General features: G+C 45.9%; 18 protein-coding genes. 14 read left to right on the forward strand and 4 right to left on the reverse strand.

Going from position 1 to position 18,669, the window contains the following annotated elements:
* The first annotated feature begins 328 nt into the window (after positions 1-328).
* From BG32_RS09380 to BG32_RS09435, 14 genes are all read left to right on the forward strand, one after another.
* Positions 329-1,129: a hypothetical protein gene (locus BG32_RS09380; RefSeq protein WP_121526734.1), complete on the forward strand. Its 801-nt coding sequence runs from the start codon at positions 329-331 to the stop codon at positions 1,127-1,129.
* A 589-nt stretch (positions 1,130-1,718) separates the two neighbouring features.
* Positions 1,719-2,306, forward strand: a complete 588-nt coding sequence (locus tag BG32_RS09385) for a DUF6305 family protein (protein WP_006488110.1) — start codon at positions 1,719-1,721, stop codon at positions 2,304-2,306.
* A 62-nt stretch (positions 2,307-2,368) separates the two neighbouring features.
* Positions 2,369-3,661 carry a hypothetical protein gene (locus BG32_RS09390; RefSeq protein ID WP_006488109.1) on the forward strand — a complete coding sequence of 431 codons (1,293 nt, stop codon included), beginning with the start codon at positions 2,369-2,371 and terminating at the stop codon, positions 3,659-3,661.
* 27 nt (positions 3,662-3,688) lie between these two features.
* A complete protein-coding gene (locus BG32_RS15595) occupies positions 3,689-3,853 on the forward strand; it encodes a hypothetical protein (RefSeq protein ID WP_014731404.1) in 165 nt (54 codons plus the stop codon).
* Between the two features lie 11 nt (positions 3,854-3,864).
* Positions 3,865-5,031, forward strand: a complete 1,167-nt coding sequence (locus tag BG32_RS09395) for a succinylglutamate desuccinylase/aspartoacylase family protein (RefSeq protein WP_006488106.1) — start codon at positions 3,865-3,867, stop codon at positions 5,029-5,031.
* A 44-nt stretch (positions 5,032-5,075) separates the two neighbouring features.
* Positions 5,076-6,641 carry a dipeptidase gene (locus BG32_RS09400; protein WP_121526735.1) on the forward strand — a complete coding sequence of 522 codons (1,566 nt, stop codon included), beginning with the start codon at positions 5,076-5,078 and terminating at the stop codon, positions 6,639-6,641.
* Between the two features lie 58 nt (positions 6,642-6,699).
* Positions 6,700-8,295 (forward strand): dipeptidase, encoded by a 1,596-nt coding sequence (locus BG32_RS09405; protein ID WP_183084316.1) that lies wholly within the window; start codon positions 6,700-6,702, stop codon positions 8,293-8,295.
* Between the two features lie 352 nt (positions 8,296-8,647).
* Complete coding sequence (locus BG32_RS09410) at positions 8,648-9,271, forward strand: DUF6305 family protein (RefSeq protein WP_259459652.1); 624 nt, start codon at positions 8,648-8,650, stop codon at positions 9,269-9,271.
* Positions 9,272-9,282: 11 nt separating this feature from the next.
* A complete protein-coding gene (locus BG32_RS09415; RefSeq protein WP_259459650.1) occupies positions 9,283-10,554 on the forward strand; it encodes a hypothetical protein in 1,272 nt (423 codons plus the stop codon).
* Between the two features lie 64 nt (positions 10,555-10,618).
* The gene (locus BG32_RS09420) at positions 10,619-12,283 is read left to right on the forward strand and encodes a dipeptidase (protein ID WP_121510347.1); all 1,665 of its coding nucleotides are present in this window, start codon (positions 10,619-10,621) and stop codon (positions 12,281-12,283) included.
* 116 nt (positions 12,284-12,399) lie between these two features.
* Entirely contained in the window at positions 12,400-13,035 is a 636-nt protein-coding gene (locus BG32_RS09425; RefSeq protein WP_006488092.1) for a DUF6305 family protein, read from the forward strand.
* Between the two features lie 65 nt (positions 13,036-13,100).
* A complete protein-coding gene (locus BG32_RS09430; RefSeq protein WP_121526738.1) occupies positions 13,101-14,405 on the forward strand; it encodes a C4-dicarboxylate ABC transporter in 1,305 nt (434 codons plus the stop codon).
* Positions 14,406-14,420: 15 nt separating this feature from the next.
* On the forward strand, positions 14,421-14,573 hold the full coding sequence (locus tag BG32_RS15600) for a hypothetical protein (protein WP_006488088.1): 153 nt from the start codon (positions 14,421-14,423) through the stop codon (positions 14,571-14,573).
* Positions 14,574-14,583: 10 nt separating this feature from the next.
* Positions 14,584-15,732, forward strand: a complete 1,149-nt coding sequence (locus BG32_RS09435) for a succinylglutamate desuccinylase (RefSeq protein ID WP_099771181.1) — start codon at positions 14,584-14,586, stop codon at positions 15,730-15,732.
* 77 nt (positions 15,733-15,809) lie between these two features.
* On the opposite strand, the gene BG32_RS09440 is transcribed toward BG32_RS09435, so the two are convergent.
* The 4 genes from BG32_RS09440 to BG32_RS09455 form a co-directional block, all read right to left on the reverse strand.
* Positions 15,810-16,436: an HAD hydrolase-like protein gene (locus tag BG32_RS09440; protein WP_014731415.1), complete on the reverse strand. Its 627-nt coding sequence runs from the start codon at positions 16,434-16,436 to the stop codon at positions 15,810-15,812.
* Positions 16,429-17,088, reverse strand: coding sequence for an HAD-IA family hydrolase (locus BG32_RS09445; RefSeq protein ID WP_006488082.1), 660 nt, complete (start codon positions 17,086-17,088; stop codon positions 16,429-16,431). The genes BG32_RS09440 and BG32_RS09445 overlap by 8 nt, the downstream gene beginning before the upstream one ends.
* 68 nt (positions 17,089-17,156) lie before the next feature.
* On the reverse strand, positions 17,157-17,714 hold the full coding sequence (locus BG32_RS09450) for an inorganic diphosphatase (RefSeq protein ID WP_259459651.1): 558 nt from the start codon (positions 17,712-17,714) through the stop codon (positions 17,157-17,159).
* Positions 17,715-17,763: 49 nt separating this feature from the next.
* On the reverse strand, positions 17,764-18,669 hold a 906-nt coding region (locus BG32_RS09455), incomplete at its 5' end, for a C1 family peptidase (protein WP_310793885.1).

The following is an 18,669-nucleotide window of genomic DNA, read 5'->3' on the forward strand; positions in this document are numbered from 1 at the left end:
TGATTAGGCCGTCGAAAATGAAGAGATTCCTGACTTCTCTATCATGTACTTTCTTCTTCAGATATTCTTTAAGGATCTATGGGTTCATCAGCAAAGTCAATGGAGGCTTCGCGCTTAGTAGCTGCAAATGGCAGTCTAACGGCGCCCTTTGAACTCTCTTGCAAGATGACTAGCGTTGTGCTTTTCAAGAAGAAGCAGGGGTCTAATATTTAAATTGTCCACATCTATCCAGTCGAGAGACAAAAACATCACCCCCAGAGCAAAAGCTAATATGGATAGTAGCATGATAAAATCGGGATTATCTTCAGTATCGCGATGGGAGACTTATATGAGGCTTAACAAAGATTTATTCGAGAGAAGGCTGGGAGTCTTCTTCATGGTATTGTGGATCTTAATCCTGTTCTTCTACCTCACCTGGGATGGATGGCTGTACGAGTGGCGCGACTGTGGCTACAACGGTCCTAGTCAGCACTTCGATCTTGACATTACCGACATGGAATATTCGCGCTCCCCAGATAATGAGATCACTTACTTGTCTACGAACAATCTTCACAACTTGATATATCTTTGTTATCTCGTCTTCTTGATCGGTTGGCTGGGTTTGCTTTTTGACCTTGAGTGGGCTAAACAGGGAGCGATGGCTACCATGGGAATTTCTTTCGTTGCGGCTCTCTCGACGCTAAACCTCTCCGACCACGTGTACTTGCTTCAAGTGGTGTATGATATAGTGCATCTTTCAGGGTTAGTAATGGGAGCGTACCTCTTTTCGAAGTACTACCTGAAGACTTCAAAGAGTCTTCCCGTTGTCCTAGGCACGTGGGCGATATATCTTGTTAGTCACGTTATCTTCACTCCTTGGCCGTTCTGGGAAAACGTTGGCCAAGCTTACTTCAGCGTAAATCAGATCAACGACTTGCCGTTCTTTCTTTTTGGTATGGAGTATATAGTTGTTGTAGTAATCTTACTCGCAGTGAACACCCTTATCGTAAAACTAAACGGAAGAACGTCGAACCGTTTTCTAAGAGTTTTGATCCCACTCGGCCTCTATTTCCTTCTGTTCATGATAATGTACTCAACAGGCCTAATAATAGTCCAGAACGTGAATATGAACACATGTGCCCTTAGGTAATCATGTAAGCTTGAGTTGTCCAAGTTCGTTCTTCTTTTTCAAAACCTGACCTCAACATATTTCTCGTTAGAGTCGTAGTATCTTTTGGTGTTTCTGAGGTCCTTCTACCCGTTTGGCTTCAGGGACATATATTCATAACCTTCTTAGGCCTTCCATCTCTTCATCAAATGCCTGCCAAGAGAGATTTGCAGTCTCCATCGTAACACGCATAGACAAAGAATGTGGAGAAGAAGACTTGATAAAACCGATTGTAGTTAACTGAATCGAAAGGAAATGAAAGCAAAGAATTAATTGATAAATAGGGGCACTCAATCAATCGCATCTCAATTAACTATGAGTTGATAATTGCCAATAGTTGGATCTTATCGGGTACCATGTCGGCAGACAATAGTTTGTCAGAAACATAGTAGATGGTAAAATGAGTTTGTAAACAATAAGGATTACGTACTTATTTAATAGTTTGTATCTTATTTCCTTCGGCAGCCTGCAAGAGAAGCATTTGAACTAAGTTATCATCAGCATTATTCATTGTAGACAATTGTAAATTGGTCTATAAGCCAGCTTATTGGTTAATAAGGGAGGGTGTTTTATGAGAAAGATAGCTTTGGGATTTCTTTTACTGCTCATTCTAGCTGTTCCTTGCACCATGCTCTTCTCGGAAGAGATTGAGATGCCTGTTGTCCAGCCTCCAATGGTTGTCACTACTCTGGGTCAGAGTCCGGGTGCTTTGATGTTCAGACTGGTCTGTGTCAGAAATCAAATTGCCTGTGTTCAGGAAGACCTACTTACCGTTGAGAAATTGGTCCAATTGGTTGAAGGAGAAAACCCACCCAAGACACTGGTCATAACTACCGGAACCAGTTTGAAGGGAATGGGGGCTGCCGGTATTGACATGAATTTCGAAGTGAAGCGTGTCGAAGGACTGATTGCCAAAGCCAAGGAGCTTGGTATGACAATAATTGGGGCTCACATCGAGGGCATGGCACGAAGGGTAGATGCAACAGATGAGAAGTCCATCAGCACAGTGATGCCTAAGTCTGATTTGATTCTCGTAATAGAAGACAGCGATTCAGATGGATTCTTCACAAACTTTTCGAATGAGACTGGAATTCCTCTTGTAAAGGTGAAAGAATCCTTGGAAATCGGGCCGGCTCTCAAAAAACTGTTCCAAGAGTAGAGCATAACAATGATCTTCTTATCTGTCGACCTTTAGGTCGATTCTAAAGGGGGAGTGTCCTGGTGTACTTCCATGCTGGTCTGATACTTTTCGTTATAGCAGTATCGTTTGGAGTTGCAAAGGCACTTAAGCTAAGTGTCGAACTGTCGATGCTTGTTGCCGCGCTTGCAGCCGCTATTGTCCACTCGGGTGGAGCGATTCCGGTACGTCATCTTGTGGAAGGCTCCTTCACTTATCTTGATGTCTGTCTGATCTTTATTACCGCAACGTTTTTCATGAACCTGATTAAAGAGTCCGGTGGAGTCGCTTTTCTTGTAAGAGGTATTGTCAAGGCCTTTCACAAGAGCAGAGTACTGTGTCTCTTCTTTCTTACTTTGCTGTTGTTGATTCCTGGGGCCCTTACTGGATCGGGTGCCACCACAGTTCTCACGGTTGGTACACTGGTGGGAACGGTCCTCACCTATATGGGAATATCTGAGAAGCGGGTGGCGGCGATAATCTTTGTTTGCGCTGCGATGAGTGCCGCTGCACCGCCAGTAAACCTCTGGGCAATGATGGCTGCGGCCGGATCTAACATGCCTTACGTGGGTTTCTTCATTCCACTGCTGGTATTGTCGCTAGCCGGTTCTCTATTTGCAATGTTCTTCCTTGGGGGAAAGGGTAAGAAAGTAGAGCTCGATGAAGCTCTGAAAGAGCTTCCTGAACCACCTGCTAAGATGAACTGGATAAGGGTAGGAATGCCATTTGTCGTTCTCATTTTCCTGATAATGGCCGGAAGGATTTGGCCTCACTCAATCCCCACTCTGGGACTTCCGTTCATGTTTGTTGTCGCATCAATATTTGCAATTATACTTAGCCCAAAGAAGCTAGAGATCCTTAGAATCGCATCGGATACCATCAATACATTGATCCCTCTTGTAGGCATCATGATCGTTGTAGGTATCCTGATTCAGATTATGGCTTTGAGCGGCGCAAGGGGATTGATCTCTCTTGCGGTAGTAACGTTGCCCATGTGGGTTTTATTTGCAGCGCTGTGGCTAATTCTTCCAGTGTCAGAGGGATTACTCCAATATGCGGTTGCACCGCTTCTAGGAGTGCCCCTAATTCTTCTTTTCAACATGAAGGGAATGGATGCCATAATAGCACTCTCTGCAATGGCTGTTATGTGGCCTGTGGGAGATATACTTCCTCCCACGGCGGTTGTTGGAAGAGCGACAGTGATGGAATTGAAGTTCAAAGGCCATTATTACAGGGATTTCTTGAAGACTTCGCTCATACCGATGGGGTTCATTCTTCTAATTGCTACTTTGTTCCTGATTTTCAGTAATGAACTCTCCTTTTTAGTTGGCGGGTGATGTCATGAGTGAAAGGAAGTGTTTTTGATGGCTATTTTGTACACGATAATCAGTGTCTGCTACTACTTGATAACGGCTTTTATCATCTTTGTTATAGCTAGAAGCTTGGTGAAGACGAAGAATTTCCAAGAAGCAATCCTGTTTTCTGTCATGCTCATGCCGTTCATCCTGCGACTTTTGAGAATCAAGTAGGGGGTGCTGCGATGACTGACAGAAATCTGGCGATAGTCAAAATAGTATCATGTGTTTTAGTTGGAATTGCCCTAATTATCTCCGGTGTAGAGTTCTACAATCACAGGAATTTCAAGGAACCCGTCGTTGTTGGATCGGGAGTCACTGAAGTCAAAACGTTAGGTGACTACTTCGCTCCGTTGAAAGGAACGATAAACGATACGAACATCTACATAATTGACAGCGGTGTACCGGGTGGGACGGCTATGTTGATAGGCAGGTCGCATCCCGAAGAACCCGCAACGAATCTGGCTGCCAAGATCTTCGTCGAAAACGCGAAACTTACCAAGGGAAGACTCATAGTTGTTATTACAGCCAATCAGAGCGCTTCAAGGGTTACCAGACCTGGGGATGCATATCCTATGTACTACACAATAGAGACTCCATGGGGAGAAAGCAAGTTCAGGATGGGAGATCGATGGTCCAATCCGCTTGACTCATGGCCGGATCCCGAAGCATATGTTCACTATCCTAGTGGTCAACTCCTGGCTTATATGGATATTCGTAATTTCAACAGAACGTGGCCCGGGAGAGAAAATGGGATGATCACCGAACAGACAAACTATGCCTTTATGAATTTGATAAGAGAAGAGAATGTGGACATATTTATCGATTTACACGAAGCCGAGCTGGAGTACCCTGTTATAAGCACTATAGTTGCCCATCAAAAGGCGGCCGATATTGCCGGACTGGCTTCAATGATACTTACCTCAACTGAATTCAGAATTGGTATGGAGTTCTCACCCCCTAGCCTGCACGGACTTTCTCACAGAGAGGTCGGTGACCATTCCGACGCCATATCTCTGTTGTTTGAAACGCCGGAACCTTTTCTTGACAGAGTCAGGGGAATCACCGATGAGGCTCTTCTCTTAACGGGTAAGGATGAATTCGTTATGACAGCAGGTAAGTTCGGTTTGCTCTACGAGAAGATTGACGAAAATGGTTGGCCGATCGACGTAAGGGTTGGCAGACACTGTTCTTCAACTCTTATGGTTATTGAACTATGGGGTGATTTCAATCCTGGAAAGGAGGTTGTGATCGAAGGAGTTCCACGGTATGACGAGGTAGTAAGCAATGGAACAGGCTATTATTTCCATGATCCTTCAAAAGCTAGAACACAGGACATTTATTACGAGTAACCAAGAACATTTGTGATTGATGATCACAAAGGAGGGGAGTAAGGGTGAAGAAACTGTTATTGACTGCAATACTGATAGTCTCACTGTTTTATGTGAGTGCTGTAGCATGTACGGATATCTTAGCGGCAAAACAAGCCACCTTAGATGGTTCAGTTATTACATCTCATACATGTGATGGTCGTTATGACTCCAGACTGGTTGTCGTACCGGCTATGGATCATGAAGAGGGGGCTATGGCCCCAGTTTACGAGTGGATAGTCTACGCCGATCGAATGGATCTGGTGAAGCTTGGAGAGATTCCACAGGTAGCACATACCTACCAGTACTTCAACGTTGCTTATCCTATGGCAAATGAACACCAGCTGATAATAGGAGAGACGACACTTGGTGGAGCCAGAGAGACTGCCAACAGCGATAAGGCGATAATGACAATCGAACAGCTGGAGATCTTCGCTCTACAGAGAACAACTAACGCCAGAGACGCTATAAAACTTATAGGCGCTCTTGCAGAAGAGTATGGTTACCGAGAATCGTGCTGGTTAGGCGAATGCATTACAATTTCCGATCCGAACGAAGTTTGGGTTTTCGAAGTTTACGGGACCGGTCCCCTATGGGAACCAGGTATGGGACCTGGCGCTGTTTGGGCTGCCCAGCGCGTGCCCGATGATCATATTACTACCGTCGTGAATTACAGCATGATTGGTGAGATCGATCTTGAGACAAACAGGCCCCCGAACGTATCTGCAGGGGACTTCATGATCAGTGAAGACTATGTTCAGGTGGCAACGGATCTTGGCCTGTATGATCCGGCCAGTGGAGAACCCTTTGTCTGGAAGTACATATTTGGAGACATTGAGGGGAAGAAGAGCGACAGACTCTGGAGAGTCTTCTCTGTTCTCAATCCTTCGGGGAACTGGTCGTTGGACAACACATGGGAATATCCATTCTCAGTTAAGCCGGACGAGAAGGTATCCGTGTATGACATAATTGAGCTTTATAGGGACGTTTCCGAAGGTACACCTTACGACATGGGCGATAACGAGGCATGGTACTATGAAAGTGGAGACGAGATGGTTAAGAGTCCGCTGGCAAGTTCTGAGCCCAACACTCCTATGAGAAATCTTCTTGGCATTCCTTACACAAGAACAATAGCAAAGAACGGTTGTTCGTACTATTTTGTTTCGCAGGCAAGGGAGTGGATGCCCGACAAGATAGGCGGACTTCTCTGGTTCGGACTTGACAACCCGAGAAAGGGAGCTTGGATTCCCGTTTATGTAGGGACTCTTCCCAATACGCTCCCAGAGTCTTGGGTGACCTTAAACAGGGATGAGCTTGACAGGAGCTGCTCTTATTGGGCCTTTGATCTTGTCGATAAGATCTCTAATCAGAGGCTTGGGGCTCTTATGCCTTTGATAGAGGAAGTAAGAGTACCTTTCCAAACGGAGATGTTCGAAGAACAGAAGGATCTTGATGAAATGGCAATGACCCTTTACGAAGATAATCCCGAGCTTGTTCTTAGACTCCTCTCATCCTATACGGCGAGAAAGATGAGAGAAGCAGAAGAACTCTGGTATGATCTTTCAGAGGTCTTGTTAACTAAGATCGACTAAGTAATTGACTTTGGGCCGGTCGATGCCGGTCCATTACTTTGAAAGGGGAGTGAAAGAAATGAGACGTGCACTTATTGTTATGCTAGTCCTCATTGTCGGTTATGGAGTAACAGCAATGGCATGTACTTCGATACTTGTCGGAAAAGACGCATCTGTCGACGGTTCTACTATGGTGACACATACTTGCGACGGCAGTTACGACGCCAGGTTACAGGTGATTCCCGGTGGAGTACATGAAGAAGGCGAGACGGTTAGTATCTACAAGGGTTTGTGCCAGGCGGGTATTCCAGGTAGAACGGTTCAGTATGTTGGAGAGATTCCACAGGTTCCCGAAACTTACACCTACTTCCACACCGGCTACCCGTTTATGAACGAACATCAGGTAATTATCGGAGAAACAACCTGGAGTGGACAAAGAGTGCTTATGAACTCCCAGGGTTGGATGACAATCGAGCAGCTCCAGGTGCTGGGTCTGCAGAGAGGAAAGACAGCCAGAGAAGTCATTCAGATAATGGGTGAACTTGCTGAGAAATATGGTTATGGTGACGGCGGCGAGGGGCTTACAGTAATTGATGGAGACGAAGCCTGGTTGTTTGAGATCTGTGGTCCTGGTCCTTTCTGGTCTCCTGGAAGCGAAGAACCCGGAGCAGTATGGGTTGCGCAGAGAATTCCCGATGACCACGTCCTTGTCCATGCAAATAGATCTAGGATTGGCGAAATCGATCTTGAGAACACAGATTATTTCATGGCATCACCCAATGTATACTCAACGGCACAGGAACTCGAGCTGTGGGACGGACAGGAACCATTCCTTTTCTATGCAGCTTACGGGCCAAAGAATGCCTTTTATAACACGAGACGTGAATGGAGGGTTCTGGACCTTCTTGCCCCGTCTCTTGAGCTCGATCCATGGGCAGAAAGATATCCGTTGTCTGTCAAACCAGATAAGAAAGTGTCTGCGCAGGATCTTATGATGATTAAGCGTGACCACTATGAAGGAACCGAATTCGATCTCACTGTTGGCCTTGCCGCAGGTCCTTTTGGTAATCCTAATAGGTATGCTACTCCTGCCAGTGCAAGACCAGAAGGCATAAACTATGACGGTTGGGAAAGAGCTATATCTATGTTCAGATGCTCATATGTCATAGTTGGGCAGGCAAGAAACTGGATGCCAGATGCGATCGGTGGAGTTGTGTGGTTCGGAGAGGATGCACCTCACTCGACAGTTTATATTCCATTCTACGCAGGTGCGACCAGTGTTCCCGAGTCGTTCAGTCAAGGAGCAAGGGATTTCTTCGACAGAAGCTCTGCTTGGTGGGCATTCAACCACGTGTCAAACCTAGCCGATCTGAGATATAATGTCGCAATAGAGATAATCAAAGAGGAATACACGAAGTTTGAGACTGAGTTCCTCGCAAATCAGCCGCTGATCGAAAAGGTTGCGCTGGATCTCTATGCAGAGAATCCCGAAGCGGCTATCGATTTCATTACTAATTACAGCAACGGGCTAGCAAACAGAGTTGTCGATAGATGGTGGAAGCTGGCCGATGAGCTAATTTACACCCTGAACGATGGGTATGTTGATGGTAAGACTGTGGGTTATCCGACGTGGTGGCTCGAAGCTGTTGGTTATGGAGATACAACTGCAAGATAGATACTGATCGTTTATTTGTAAGGGCGGATATTATTCCGCCCTTTTTTAAAGCTATAGATGGAGTGATCCGCGAAAAACATCCAGTGAGTGCAAGTGTGCTCAAATCAGCTAATTCTCAATGCGTTGCATATTCGAAAGATAAAACCTACTCTTCCTGGATTGATTTTCGAATCCCTGAAAGGGTTTGAGTCTTTCCGAAGCTAACTGGAGCTTTTTCCTCCTATTTAACACTTGTGTATCGATTGAAGGAAGGAGGCATATTCTCGGGACCCTTTGCTATAATGAATATAGAAAGTTCTCGAACCTTACTTATGTTGATTTTTTTAGTATCTACAGAGTTTATTGCTTGGGGATGTCACTTTTGAAAATTGCTACGATCTTTTTGATTCTTATTGCGAGTTCAGTTCTTTGCTCGCTGTCTATCGAACCGCTCCCCGTAATTGAAGATCCAGTGCTTTTTACAGTTTGGGGTGAGAGCATAGAGCTTCAAAACATAAACTATTTCTGTGATAGTCTTCAAGTTGCACGTGATTATTCACCGGGTGCAAGTATCGAAGATCTGTGTGAAGGCGCCGGATTCAGGATTGAAGAAGAGCTTTCAGGAGAATCTTTCCATCCATTTTATGTTTCAGGGACACCTTACCGCACACTTGTGATAATTGCCGGGAGTTCTTTGCCAGAGTCGAGAGCAGACATAGAGAGAATTGAAGAGCTTGCTTCCTCAGTGAAGTCTTCAAATGGATTAGTGATGGTAATCGATATAGATGTTGAAGGATCGGGAGATGATCCGCTGAAGCAGGAATTTGCTCAAAGATTGGTGCAGTATCTAGATGTTCTGATTGTAGCTGAAAGGCCAGTTGGAGAGTATCTGTCTTTCTTGGAAGAAGAGACTCCTATAGTTGTTGAGTTACCCGTGGTTGTAGACCTCGTTTCGATTTTCGAAAGGGACTTTGGGGGCGGCAGATGCTGCGATTGATTGGAGGAAATATGAAGAGAGTTCTCTTGATTACGATGATTTTGATTGGCACATTCGCACTATCTCAGATTCATTTGGAAGACTCAGTTACTTTTGGGAGCGAAGGTGACGATGTGGCCAATGATCTAGTAGTGTTGAGCGACGGAAAATTACTACTGGTAGGGTATACAACTTCGTTTTCTGGAGAGCTTGGAAGTTCTAAAGGAGAAGAGGATTTCCTGATTCTTAAGCTAGATGAAAGGCTACGCATAATCTGGTCAAAGACATATGGAGGAAGCGGGCGTGACATTGCTGAAGCAGTTCTCGAAACATCAGACGGAGAAATAGTGGTTGTGGGACTGACAGAGTCGTCAGATGGAGATGTTTCTGAAAGTGATAAGCTTGGCGATTTTTGGGTCGTTAAGCTCTCGCCCACCGGAGAACTCCTTTGGGAGAAAACCTTCGGGGGAAGCAGCCAGGATCATGCTTATGACGTAGTGGAAAGCCCTTCGGGGAATATTCTGGTCGCCGGCTACACCAGGTCTCCCGACGGGGACATCGAAGGACACGTATGGGGCGAAGATTTCTGGATAGTTGAGATTTTACCATCCGGTCAGGTATTGAAGCAATGGGTTATGGATGGAGGGAACAACAACGAAGATCTTGCAAGAAAGCTTTTCGTAAATGAAATGGGAGATATTTTGATTACGGGATACACCGCATATAAGGATGTAGGGATCAGCTGCAACTACGTGAATGAACAGGCGGCTCTTGCCATTATTCATGCTGAGGGTATTTCTTCTTATTACGCTTTTGGAGGCATGTATCTTGAGGATGGCTACGACGTGCTTGCCTCTGGAGAAACAATAGTCATAGTCGGTGAACAGGATGCTGGAATCTCTATGTTTTCGACCGGTCTTGGCGGAAAGGACTTCTATGTAGTCGCGATAGGTGAAAAGGGGCAGGAATTGTGGTCAGAGAATTACGGTGGAACCTTCACGGATATAGCCCGTGTAGTAAAACCGTTTGGAGCTAGTGATCTTCTAGTTGCCGGTCATACAACTTCGCAGGATATTGACATTGAAGATCCGCTCGGGATGACAGATGGGTGGATAATCGTTGTTAATGAAAACGGTGAGCTTGTCGAATCGTTGTCGGTAGGTGGCTCGGCTGACGATTTCATTCTTTCGGGTGTCAATTACGGTGAAAAGTACATTTTATGTGGTTGTTCAACGTCATCTGACGGAGACCTGGAAAGCAACAAGGGTAAAAAAGACATCTGGTTGATTACGTTAGGAAAATAGATAAGGTCTAGCGACCTTAAACTGGGGTTAATCCCCAATAAAATCAAGTTGGGAGGGGTTTCAATTGCGTAAGATCCTGTTGGTCCTGATTGTGGCTGCAGCAATAGTTAGCATCGGCTTTGCATGTACCACGATCATCGTAACTAAGGGTGCGTCTGTTGACGGTTCGGTAATGACGAGTCATTCAGCTGACTGCGGCCTCTGTGATTTCAGGTACGTCTATGTTCCACCCGCAGACTATGAAGCGGGAGCAAAGAGAGCAGTTTATCCATTCGTTGAGCCATATCCACGTTATGTCGGTGCGGATATGGGTCCGACCTACAACGATCCGGACCTTCCGGCTACTGAGCCTCTGGGTTACATCGATCAGGTCGAGCACACATATGGCTACTTTGATGCAGTCTATGGTGTGATCAACGAGCACCAGCTTGCCATTGGCGAATGTACTTGTTCCGCAAAGGTCTATGCTCAGCCAAAGGCCGGAGAATGCATATTTGACGTAGCCGCTCTTTCCAGAGTTGCTATGGAGAGATGTACAACCGCAAGAGAAGCCGTTGAACTGATGGGCGCACTTGCCGTTGAGTACGGTTACTACGGTTGGGGAGAAACACTCACAGTAACAGACCCTAATGAAGCATGGGTCTTCGAAATCTGTGCAACGCCTGACAAGAAGAGCGCACTTTGGGCGGCAAAGAAGGTTCCAGATGGAGAAGTCTTCGTGGAATCAAACATGTTCAGGATAAGAGAACTCGATCCTGAAAGCCCTGACAATATGTTCTCACCGAATCTTATCGATGTTGCAACAGAAGCCGGCTGGTACGATCCCAGCACAGGTCCTATCGACTGGATGGCAACTGTAAGCACAGGCGAGTACTCCATGCCTTACTACAGTCTTAGAAGAACATGGAGAGTTCTCGACAGAGTCTCCCCATCTCTTGGACTTTCTCCCTGGGTAGAAGACAGTTTTACAAAAGACTACCCATTCTCTATCGTGCCTGACAAGAAACTGTCTGTGGCCGATGTTATCGACCTCTTCAGGGATCATTACCAGGGAACAGAGTTCGATTTGACTGAAGGACTTGCCGCAGGACCTTTTGGCAATCCCAATCGCTATGCAGGTTCAAGCAAACTAATAAAGGGGAGCTGGGAAAGAGCTCTTTCTATCTTCAGATGTGAATACGTATTTGTGTCTCAGGTCAGAGATTGGCTTCCGGATCCTGTCGGCGGCGTAGTATGGTGGGGCGCGGCTGCTCCTCACGAGACAATTCTAGTGCCCATGTACTGTGGAATAACGGACGTTCCATATGCTTATGACAGTGGTAGCCTTCAGGAATTCGACTACGATGTCGCATCATGGGCATTCAACTTCATGGGTAACTGGGCAGAGTTGAAGTGGAGCTACATGTACCCGGAGATTCAGGAACTGCAGAAGAAGATCGAAGGAAAGCTCTTTGCAGTACAGCCAGCTATCGAGGCAGCTGCTGCACAGCTTTATGAGACAGATCCAGAACTGTGTAAGGAATTCCTTACAGATTACGTTGCTGACGTGACTGACAGAGTGATGGCAGAAGTGTGGGATTTCAACGAATATCTTATTACGAAGTACAGAGACGGATACATAAACATTCCGAACGTTGGTTCGTCTGCTGGATACCCCGACTGGTGGCTTGATGCAGTAGGATACGACGAAGGCCATATTTTCGGCGAAGACGGCTACAAAGCTAAGTAATCGACTTACCCGCCCCCAAAGTGGGGCGGGTTTTGCTCTTTCTTGTATTTCAAACCTTGTAGACGATTCTTGATTCATATATAGTGTTGAAGATTTCGAATGAGGAGGTTACTAACATGAGAAGATTTTTGTTAGTTCTGATTGTAGTTTCTCTTGTCAGTGTTTTTGCGTTTGCCGAACCCGAGGTAAAACTCGGTTTGCCTGTCGTAATAACTTCTGCAGGTCAGAGCGCAGAGGTTGAAACAGTCAACTATGTTGCCGATGAAGTCGGCCTAAAGTATGATTACTGTGACGTTCTTTCCAAGGATGAACTTGCTGCTGGAGTTGGACTCGGTGGAGCCAAGTCAGCAATAGGAAAGCACGTTACGACGCTTTCTCCCGATCCTGAAGGTACTAAGTTCCAGTCTCTGTTACTCGTTCTTGGCGCCAGCCTTAAAGGCATGGGTGCTTCCGGTCTCTCTGTTGAAACTGAAGTTGACAGACTCAAGGACCTTATAGAATATGCGAAGGCAAACAAAATAAAGATTATTGCAGTTGCTATTGGAGGAGAGATTCAAAGAGGTCTTCCAGGAAGTCCGATCGAAGTTATTATCGACACCGTCGTTCCCCATGCTGACGTATTCATAGTTACAAAGGATTCAAATGGCGATGGGAAGTTCACGAAGGCGGCGCAAGCCAGAAACGTTCCGATAGTAGAGATCGATTCTGCATTTGATCTTCTCGATACTTTTACACAGGTATTTGGCTTGTAGTTTCTTGGTGGCCGGCGCAATAGTTTTATCTACCGCGCCGGCTCCAATTAAAGGGGGTAATCAGATTGTCAGCTGATGCAATATACATGCAAACGATCATAGCAGGAATAGTTATGGTTGGAGCCTATGCCGTCGGGAAGTTTCTGAAATTTTCAACCGAACTATGTATGTTTGTCGCAGTAATCGGTGGTGCCATTGCCGGGGGAGCGGGATTTGATACTTTCAGACATATTGCCGAAGGATCGGTAACCTACCTCGACATTGGACTAATTTTCGTGTTTGCAACGATATTTATGAACATCATCAAGGAATCGGGTGGAACGAATTACATAGTAAGAAAGATAATAGGTGCCTTCCACAACAAGAGAATACTGATGCTGATACTTCTCATGCTTGTGATTCTTGTTCCAGGAGCCCTAACAGGTGCCGGAAGCATCTCGGTCTTGGTTGTTGGAGGAACGGTTGCGGCCGCTCTCAACGCAATGGGACTTTCGAAGGTGAGAATCTCGGCGTTGATTTTCATTGTCGCGGGTTTGAGTGCCGCTGCTCCGCCAGTTAACATCTGGGCGATGATGACCTGTGCCGGAACGGCCATTCCTTACGTTGGATTTACGATGCCTCTTCTCATACCGGTCCTAATTCTTGGGCTTTTCACCGTGCTGTTTTTTGGGCGCGGGGCAGGAAATATCGACAAAGAAAAGGCTCTCAAAGAGATTCCCGATCCAAAAGGACTCTCCGGATGGAGTGTTGGAGTACCTTTCCTTGTCTTGATCTTCCTGCTTGGAGCTCCTAGAATCTGGCCATTTGATTTCCCGGTCCTCGGATTGCCTCTGGTATTTGCTATCTGTGCTTTGGTAGCATGGCTTATGAACTTCAAGAGAGTCAATATATTGAACGTCAGCAGAGAAACGGTCGCTCAGTTGACGCCGCTCATAGCGACTACCGCTGTCGTCGGTATGCTGATACAGGTGATGAGTTTTAACGGTGTCAAAGGCTTGATTTCCATGTGGATTGTGACTGCCCCTCTCGCGATCGTCTGGATTCTCCTTCCTTTCATAATACCAATATCGGAAGGTCTCCTGACGTATGGTGGTGCTATGGTAATTGGCATACCTCTTATATGGATGTTGAACTCGAACGGGATCAACCCGGTAATCGTTTTGGCAGGACTGAGTTTACTGTGGCCTCTTGGGGATGGATTGCCCCCGACTGCGCTTATTGGGCGCTTGACGGTTAGCACAGTAGGTTACAAAGGCTCATATGGCTCATTCTTGAAAGAATGCGTGGTGCCCTGGATAGCCATAACTGTCGTTGCAATGATACTGGTTATCTTTGCAAATAAATTCAACTTCCTGATGATGGTAGGTTGAGGAGGAGGTGTCGTCATGACTTTGATAATGTTTCTGTATTATGTGATGACAGCCTATGTGGTAGGCATGCTTATCTGGAACTTCATAAAGACGAAGGATATAAACAGCGAAATCTTATATGCACTGGCTCTCTTGCCCCTCATTCTCAGATTGCTTAGAATGAGGTAGGAGGGATATTATGATGAGAAAACTATTGATACTGGTTGTTCTGGCACTTATTGTCTTGGCGGGCGGAATTCCTTTGTACATACAGAGGAGTTACAAGGAAGAAGTAGTCGCCGGGCCGAGCGTGACAGACGTGTTCAAGCTAAGCAAGTATTTCGACGGAATCAAAGGAACCATTGCCGATACCGACGTCTTTGAGCTTAAAGGAGCAGAAGAGGGTGGAAAGACGCTGATAATCGCGGGGACCCATGCAAATGAACCCTCTGCTGCCTTACTCGCCTATTTCTTCATAGAGAATCTGGAAGTCGAAAAGGGAACAATTTACGTAATCCCCCATTTCAACCGAAGCGGTTCTCTGGGGCCGCAGCCCGGTGGCGGTTTCCCACTCTATTACTTCGTGGATACTCCCTGGGGCGAAAAGAAATTCAGAATGGGCGATCGAGGCTTCCAGGCACTCGACCAGTGGCCCGATCCAGATGTATATGTTCACTATCCAGACGGCCAGTTGTTGTCCTATATCGATGCAAGAAACACAAACAGATCTTGGCCGGGAAGACCCGATGGCTACCTTGCGGAAAAGGTTTCCTTTGCAGCAATGGAGATGATCCGTAATGAAGGAATTGACGTGGTTATCGATCTTCATGAGGCAGAGGCAATGTATCCAGTAACAAACTGTATAGTTGCTCCCGAGAAGTCAATGCCCTACGCGATAGGAGCTGCGTTCTATGTAAAGGGAAGGGAGAAATTCGAAAACCATGTGGAATCTTCACCGGCTGGTTACAGGGGTCTTTCTCATAGAGAGATCGGAGATTGGTCAGACGCATACCCCTTCTTACTGGAATCTCCTGGTGTGCACTTAGATCAGATTACGGCAGCGAAAACTCCTGAGCTGATCATAGACGGAATAGACCCGTTTGTACTGAAGGCCGGCGAAAAGGGACTGCTTTTCGTTCCATATGACGAAAACGGATTCTCTATGGACAGAAGAGTTGGGCAGCATTCTTCTGTCATACAGGAGATTTTGTCTCAGTGGACGAAGAAGAATCCAGATCGCGGCTTCAAAGTCTCGGCTCCGAAACATGCGGACATTGTTGAAAATGGTCTCGGGTTTTATTTCAAAGATCCTTCTGAGGCGGATGAAGATAAGGTCTTTCTCCAGTAGGGTTTTGTCTAGGCTGAATGAGTGCATGCGTTATCGAGGACGCATGCACTTTTTTAGTTTTCGTCACGGTTCCGTTATTAATCTTCTTGAATAATCCGCCCCAGCTGCAGCAGATCGTCGACTATATAGTCGACGTCTATCGAAGGTTTCGACCCATCTTGCGAAAAGAAGCAGGTTTTTGTTCCCGCATCCCTTGCGGCCATCACATCGAGATCTCTGTCGCCAATGGAGAGGGTTGATTCCGGTTTTAATCTGTGTCTTCTAATCGTGCTTATGAAAGCTTCTGGATCGGGCTTTCTTTTGAATCCGCTTTCTTTTGTGACAATTTCACTGAACAAGGAGGTCATCTCGAAGTAATCTAGCAGTTTGAAGGCTGTCCTTCTAGCTCGATGAGTAATTATTAGATTCACTCCACCATCTCTCTTAATTCTCGAGCATACCTCACGGGCACCACTGAATGGAGGCTGTTCGACTGGATCCAATTCTTCCTCCATTCTTTGGAAGTCTTTGTAGAAAGCGTAATCAACTCCACGATCTAGATAAAAATCTACGGCCTTTCCCAGCGTTTCTTTCATCAGCGAGAGTATCTCATCTTCAGAAGCACCGTATCCGTGAATTGCCAGAGACTGCTTGAATAGTCTTACCATGGCGGGATAGGTGTTAAATAACGACCCGTCGAAATCCCATATTAGATTTTCAATCATCGCCTTCACAGCCGCTGAATCTGTTGCAAACCTGGAGGACAGAAGGAACCTGGCTTAAAGAGGTTAAGACGAAGTCCGCGCTGGTCTTTACGAAATCCTTATCTGGATTGAAAAGGCACGTCGCTATTCCCGCTCTCTTTCCAGCCTCTATATCGATCTCTCTGTCACCTATCGTCAAGACTCTCTCTCTCTCAAGGCCGTATTTGTCAATTATGTACATTATTGCTTGAGGATCAGGCTTTCTCGCAAAGCCGCTATCCGCAGATACGATTTCGGAGAAGAGATCGAGCATATTGTAGTAATTGAGAAGTTTGGTCATGGAGTAGTTGCTTCTATGACTGAAAAGGAAATTGCTGCCGCCGTTCCTGTTGATCTTCACACAAATCTCCTTTGCGTTATCAAATGGCGGCTGTCTCTCGGGTTGCAGAAGATTCTCTATGCGGTAGAAATCCTCAAGGAAGCCATTTTTCAGCTTGTATTTATTCACAAAATAGCTTGCAGCTTTCGACGTCGACTCCTTGAGCTTTTCAAGGATTTCATCTATTGAGGCTTCGACATCATACTTCTCGAGAACTTCCTGAAATACCTTTGCTGCAGCTGGATAAGTATTGAAAAGTGTACCTCCGAAATCCCAAATCACGTAATCATACATAGTACTTCCCCTTTCTTGGATCTAAATCAATAATAAACGCTTTTGGGGATTTCGTCCTGTCGAGTATCTTAAGAATCATGAGTTTCTTCAAGATATCTTACCCTCGATGCAGCGATTATTTCCAACGTTTCTTCTCTTCTTACCCAGCCCTCGATACCCGTTTTCTTCTTTTCGAGATCCTTGTATACGGAGAAGAAATGCTCTATCTCTTTCAGCAGATGAGGCGGAACATCATCGAGAGTCTCAATGTAATTCCAGACCGGATCATGAATCGGAACACAAAGGACCTTTTCATCGGGTCCCTTCTCGTCCCACATCTTGAATGCGCCTATGGGCTTCGCTTCTATTAGACAGCCAGGAAAGGTTGGCTCCCACAGCAAAACCATCGCATCGAGCGGGTCCTCATCCTCGGCAAGCGTATTGAGGATGAAGCCATAATCCATTGGATAATGGACCGCAGAAAACAGCGTCCTGTCGAATCTTATTCTTTGAAACTTCTTGTCGTATTCGTACTTGTTCCTGCTCCCTTTCGGAATCTCTATCATTATGTCCAGTACTATTTCTTCCTGCAAAGCTGTCACCTCCACAACAATTATGCCAGAAAGACCACAGCCTCTGATTATCATAAAAGAAGAACCCCATAAGGGGTTCTTCTAAACCGATTTCAAAACAGTCTTACCTATTGTTAAACAAGAATACCCAGGCAGCAGCGTCTTCGCCGTTGATCTTCCCGTCCTTGGGGAAGGAAATGTCGCAAGCGGTTATGTCGTCTGCTTCCGTAGAACCGATCTTTTCAACTAGATATTCGAAATCCTTCGTATCAACAACGCCATCGCTATTGACGTCAAGATCGTCACCTTCGTGATGAGCGAGATCATCGAATATTGGCAGGTACATCTCTCTTTTTTCAATTTCCCAGAAGCCCAGCTGCCCACTTTCATATTGTTCTTCACTGATAGCCGGAATCACGAAGTAACCACCGTCTCCCCAGTCGTAGGCCCAGGAGTTCTTTATTATCCAGAACGTGGTGGTTGTGAAAACCGGCGAGGCCGCCTGTGTTGGATCGACATATGTATAGCTTTCAATCTCTTCTTCCAGAATAGGAGTTGCATCTGGATTTGTCTTGCCAGCTAGAATAACATCGTCGAGATCTGTGGCACTTGCCCATCCAACTAGAGTAACTGCATGTCCGCCCGTACTATAATCTCCTTCTACTGGAGAATATATTCCCTTTGAATAGTAGTTGAAACTGTAGGGAACTGAGAAAGAGACAGCAAGAGATCCGTAATCTGAAAGCGCTGTCTTGATCATGTTTAAGTAGTCTTCATAGCTGTACCCCAGCTCAGCTGCCGATGTGGACGGAGGGATCATAACCGTTCGTGACGACTTCAAGAGCGGAGCATTGTATGCCGATGGAGGCAGAGGGACTTCCTCCCTGGGGTCCAAATAGACTTCAGAATACGGGGCATACTCTTCTTCCATCATTCCGTACCTAATTAGGTTGTACATTGCAAAATAACTGTTACCGCCCTCAAGGCTGTTCTTATCCTGAACATAACTGTCAGGGGAAAAACTGTAGAT

It is taken from the genome of Mesotoga sp. HF07.pep.5.2.highcov, assembly GCF_003666285.1.
GTDB lineage: Bacteria > Thermotogota > Thermotogae > Petrotogales > Kosmotogaceae > Mesotoga > Mesotoga prima.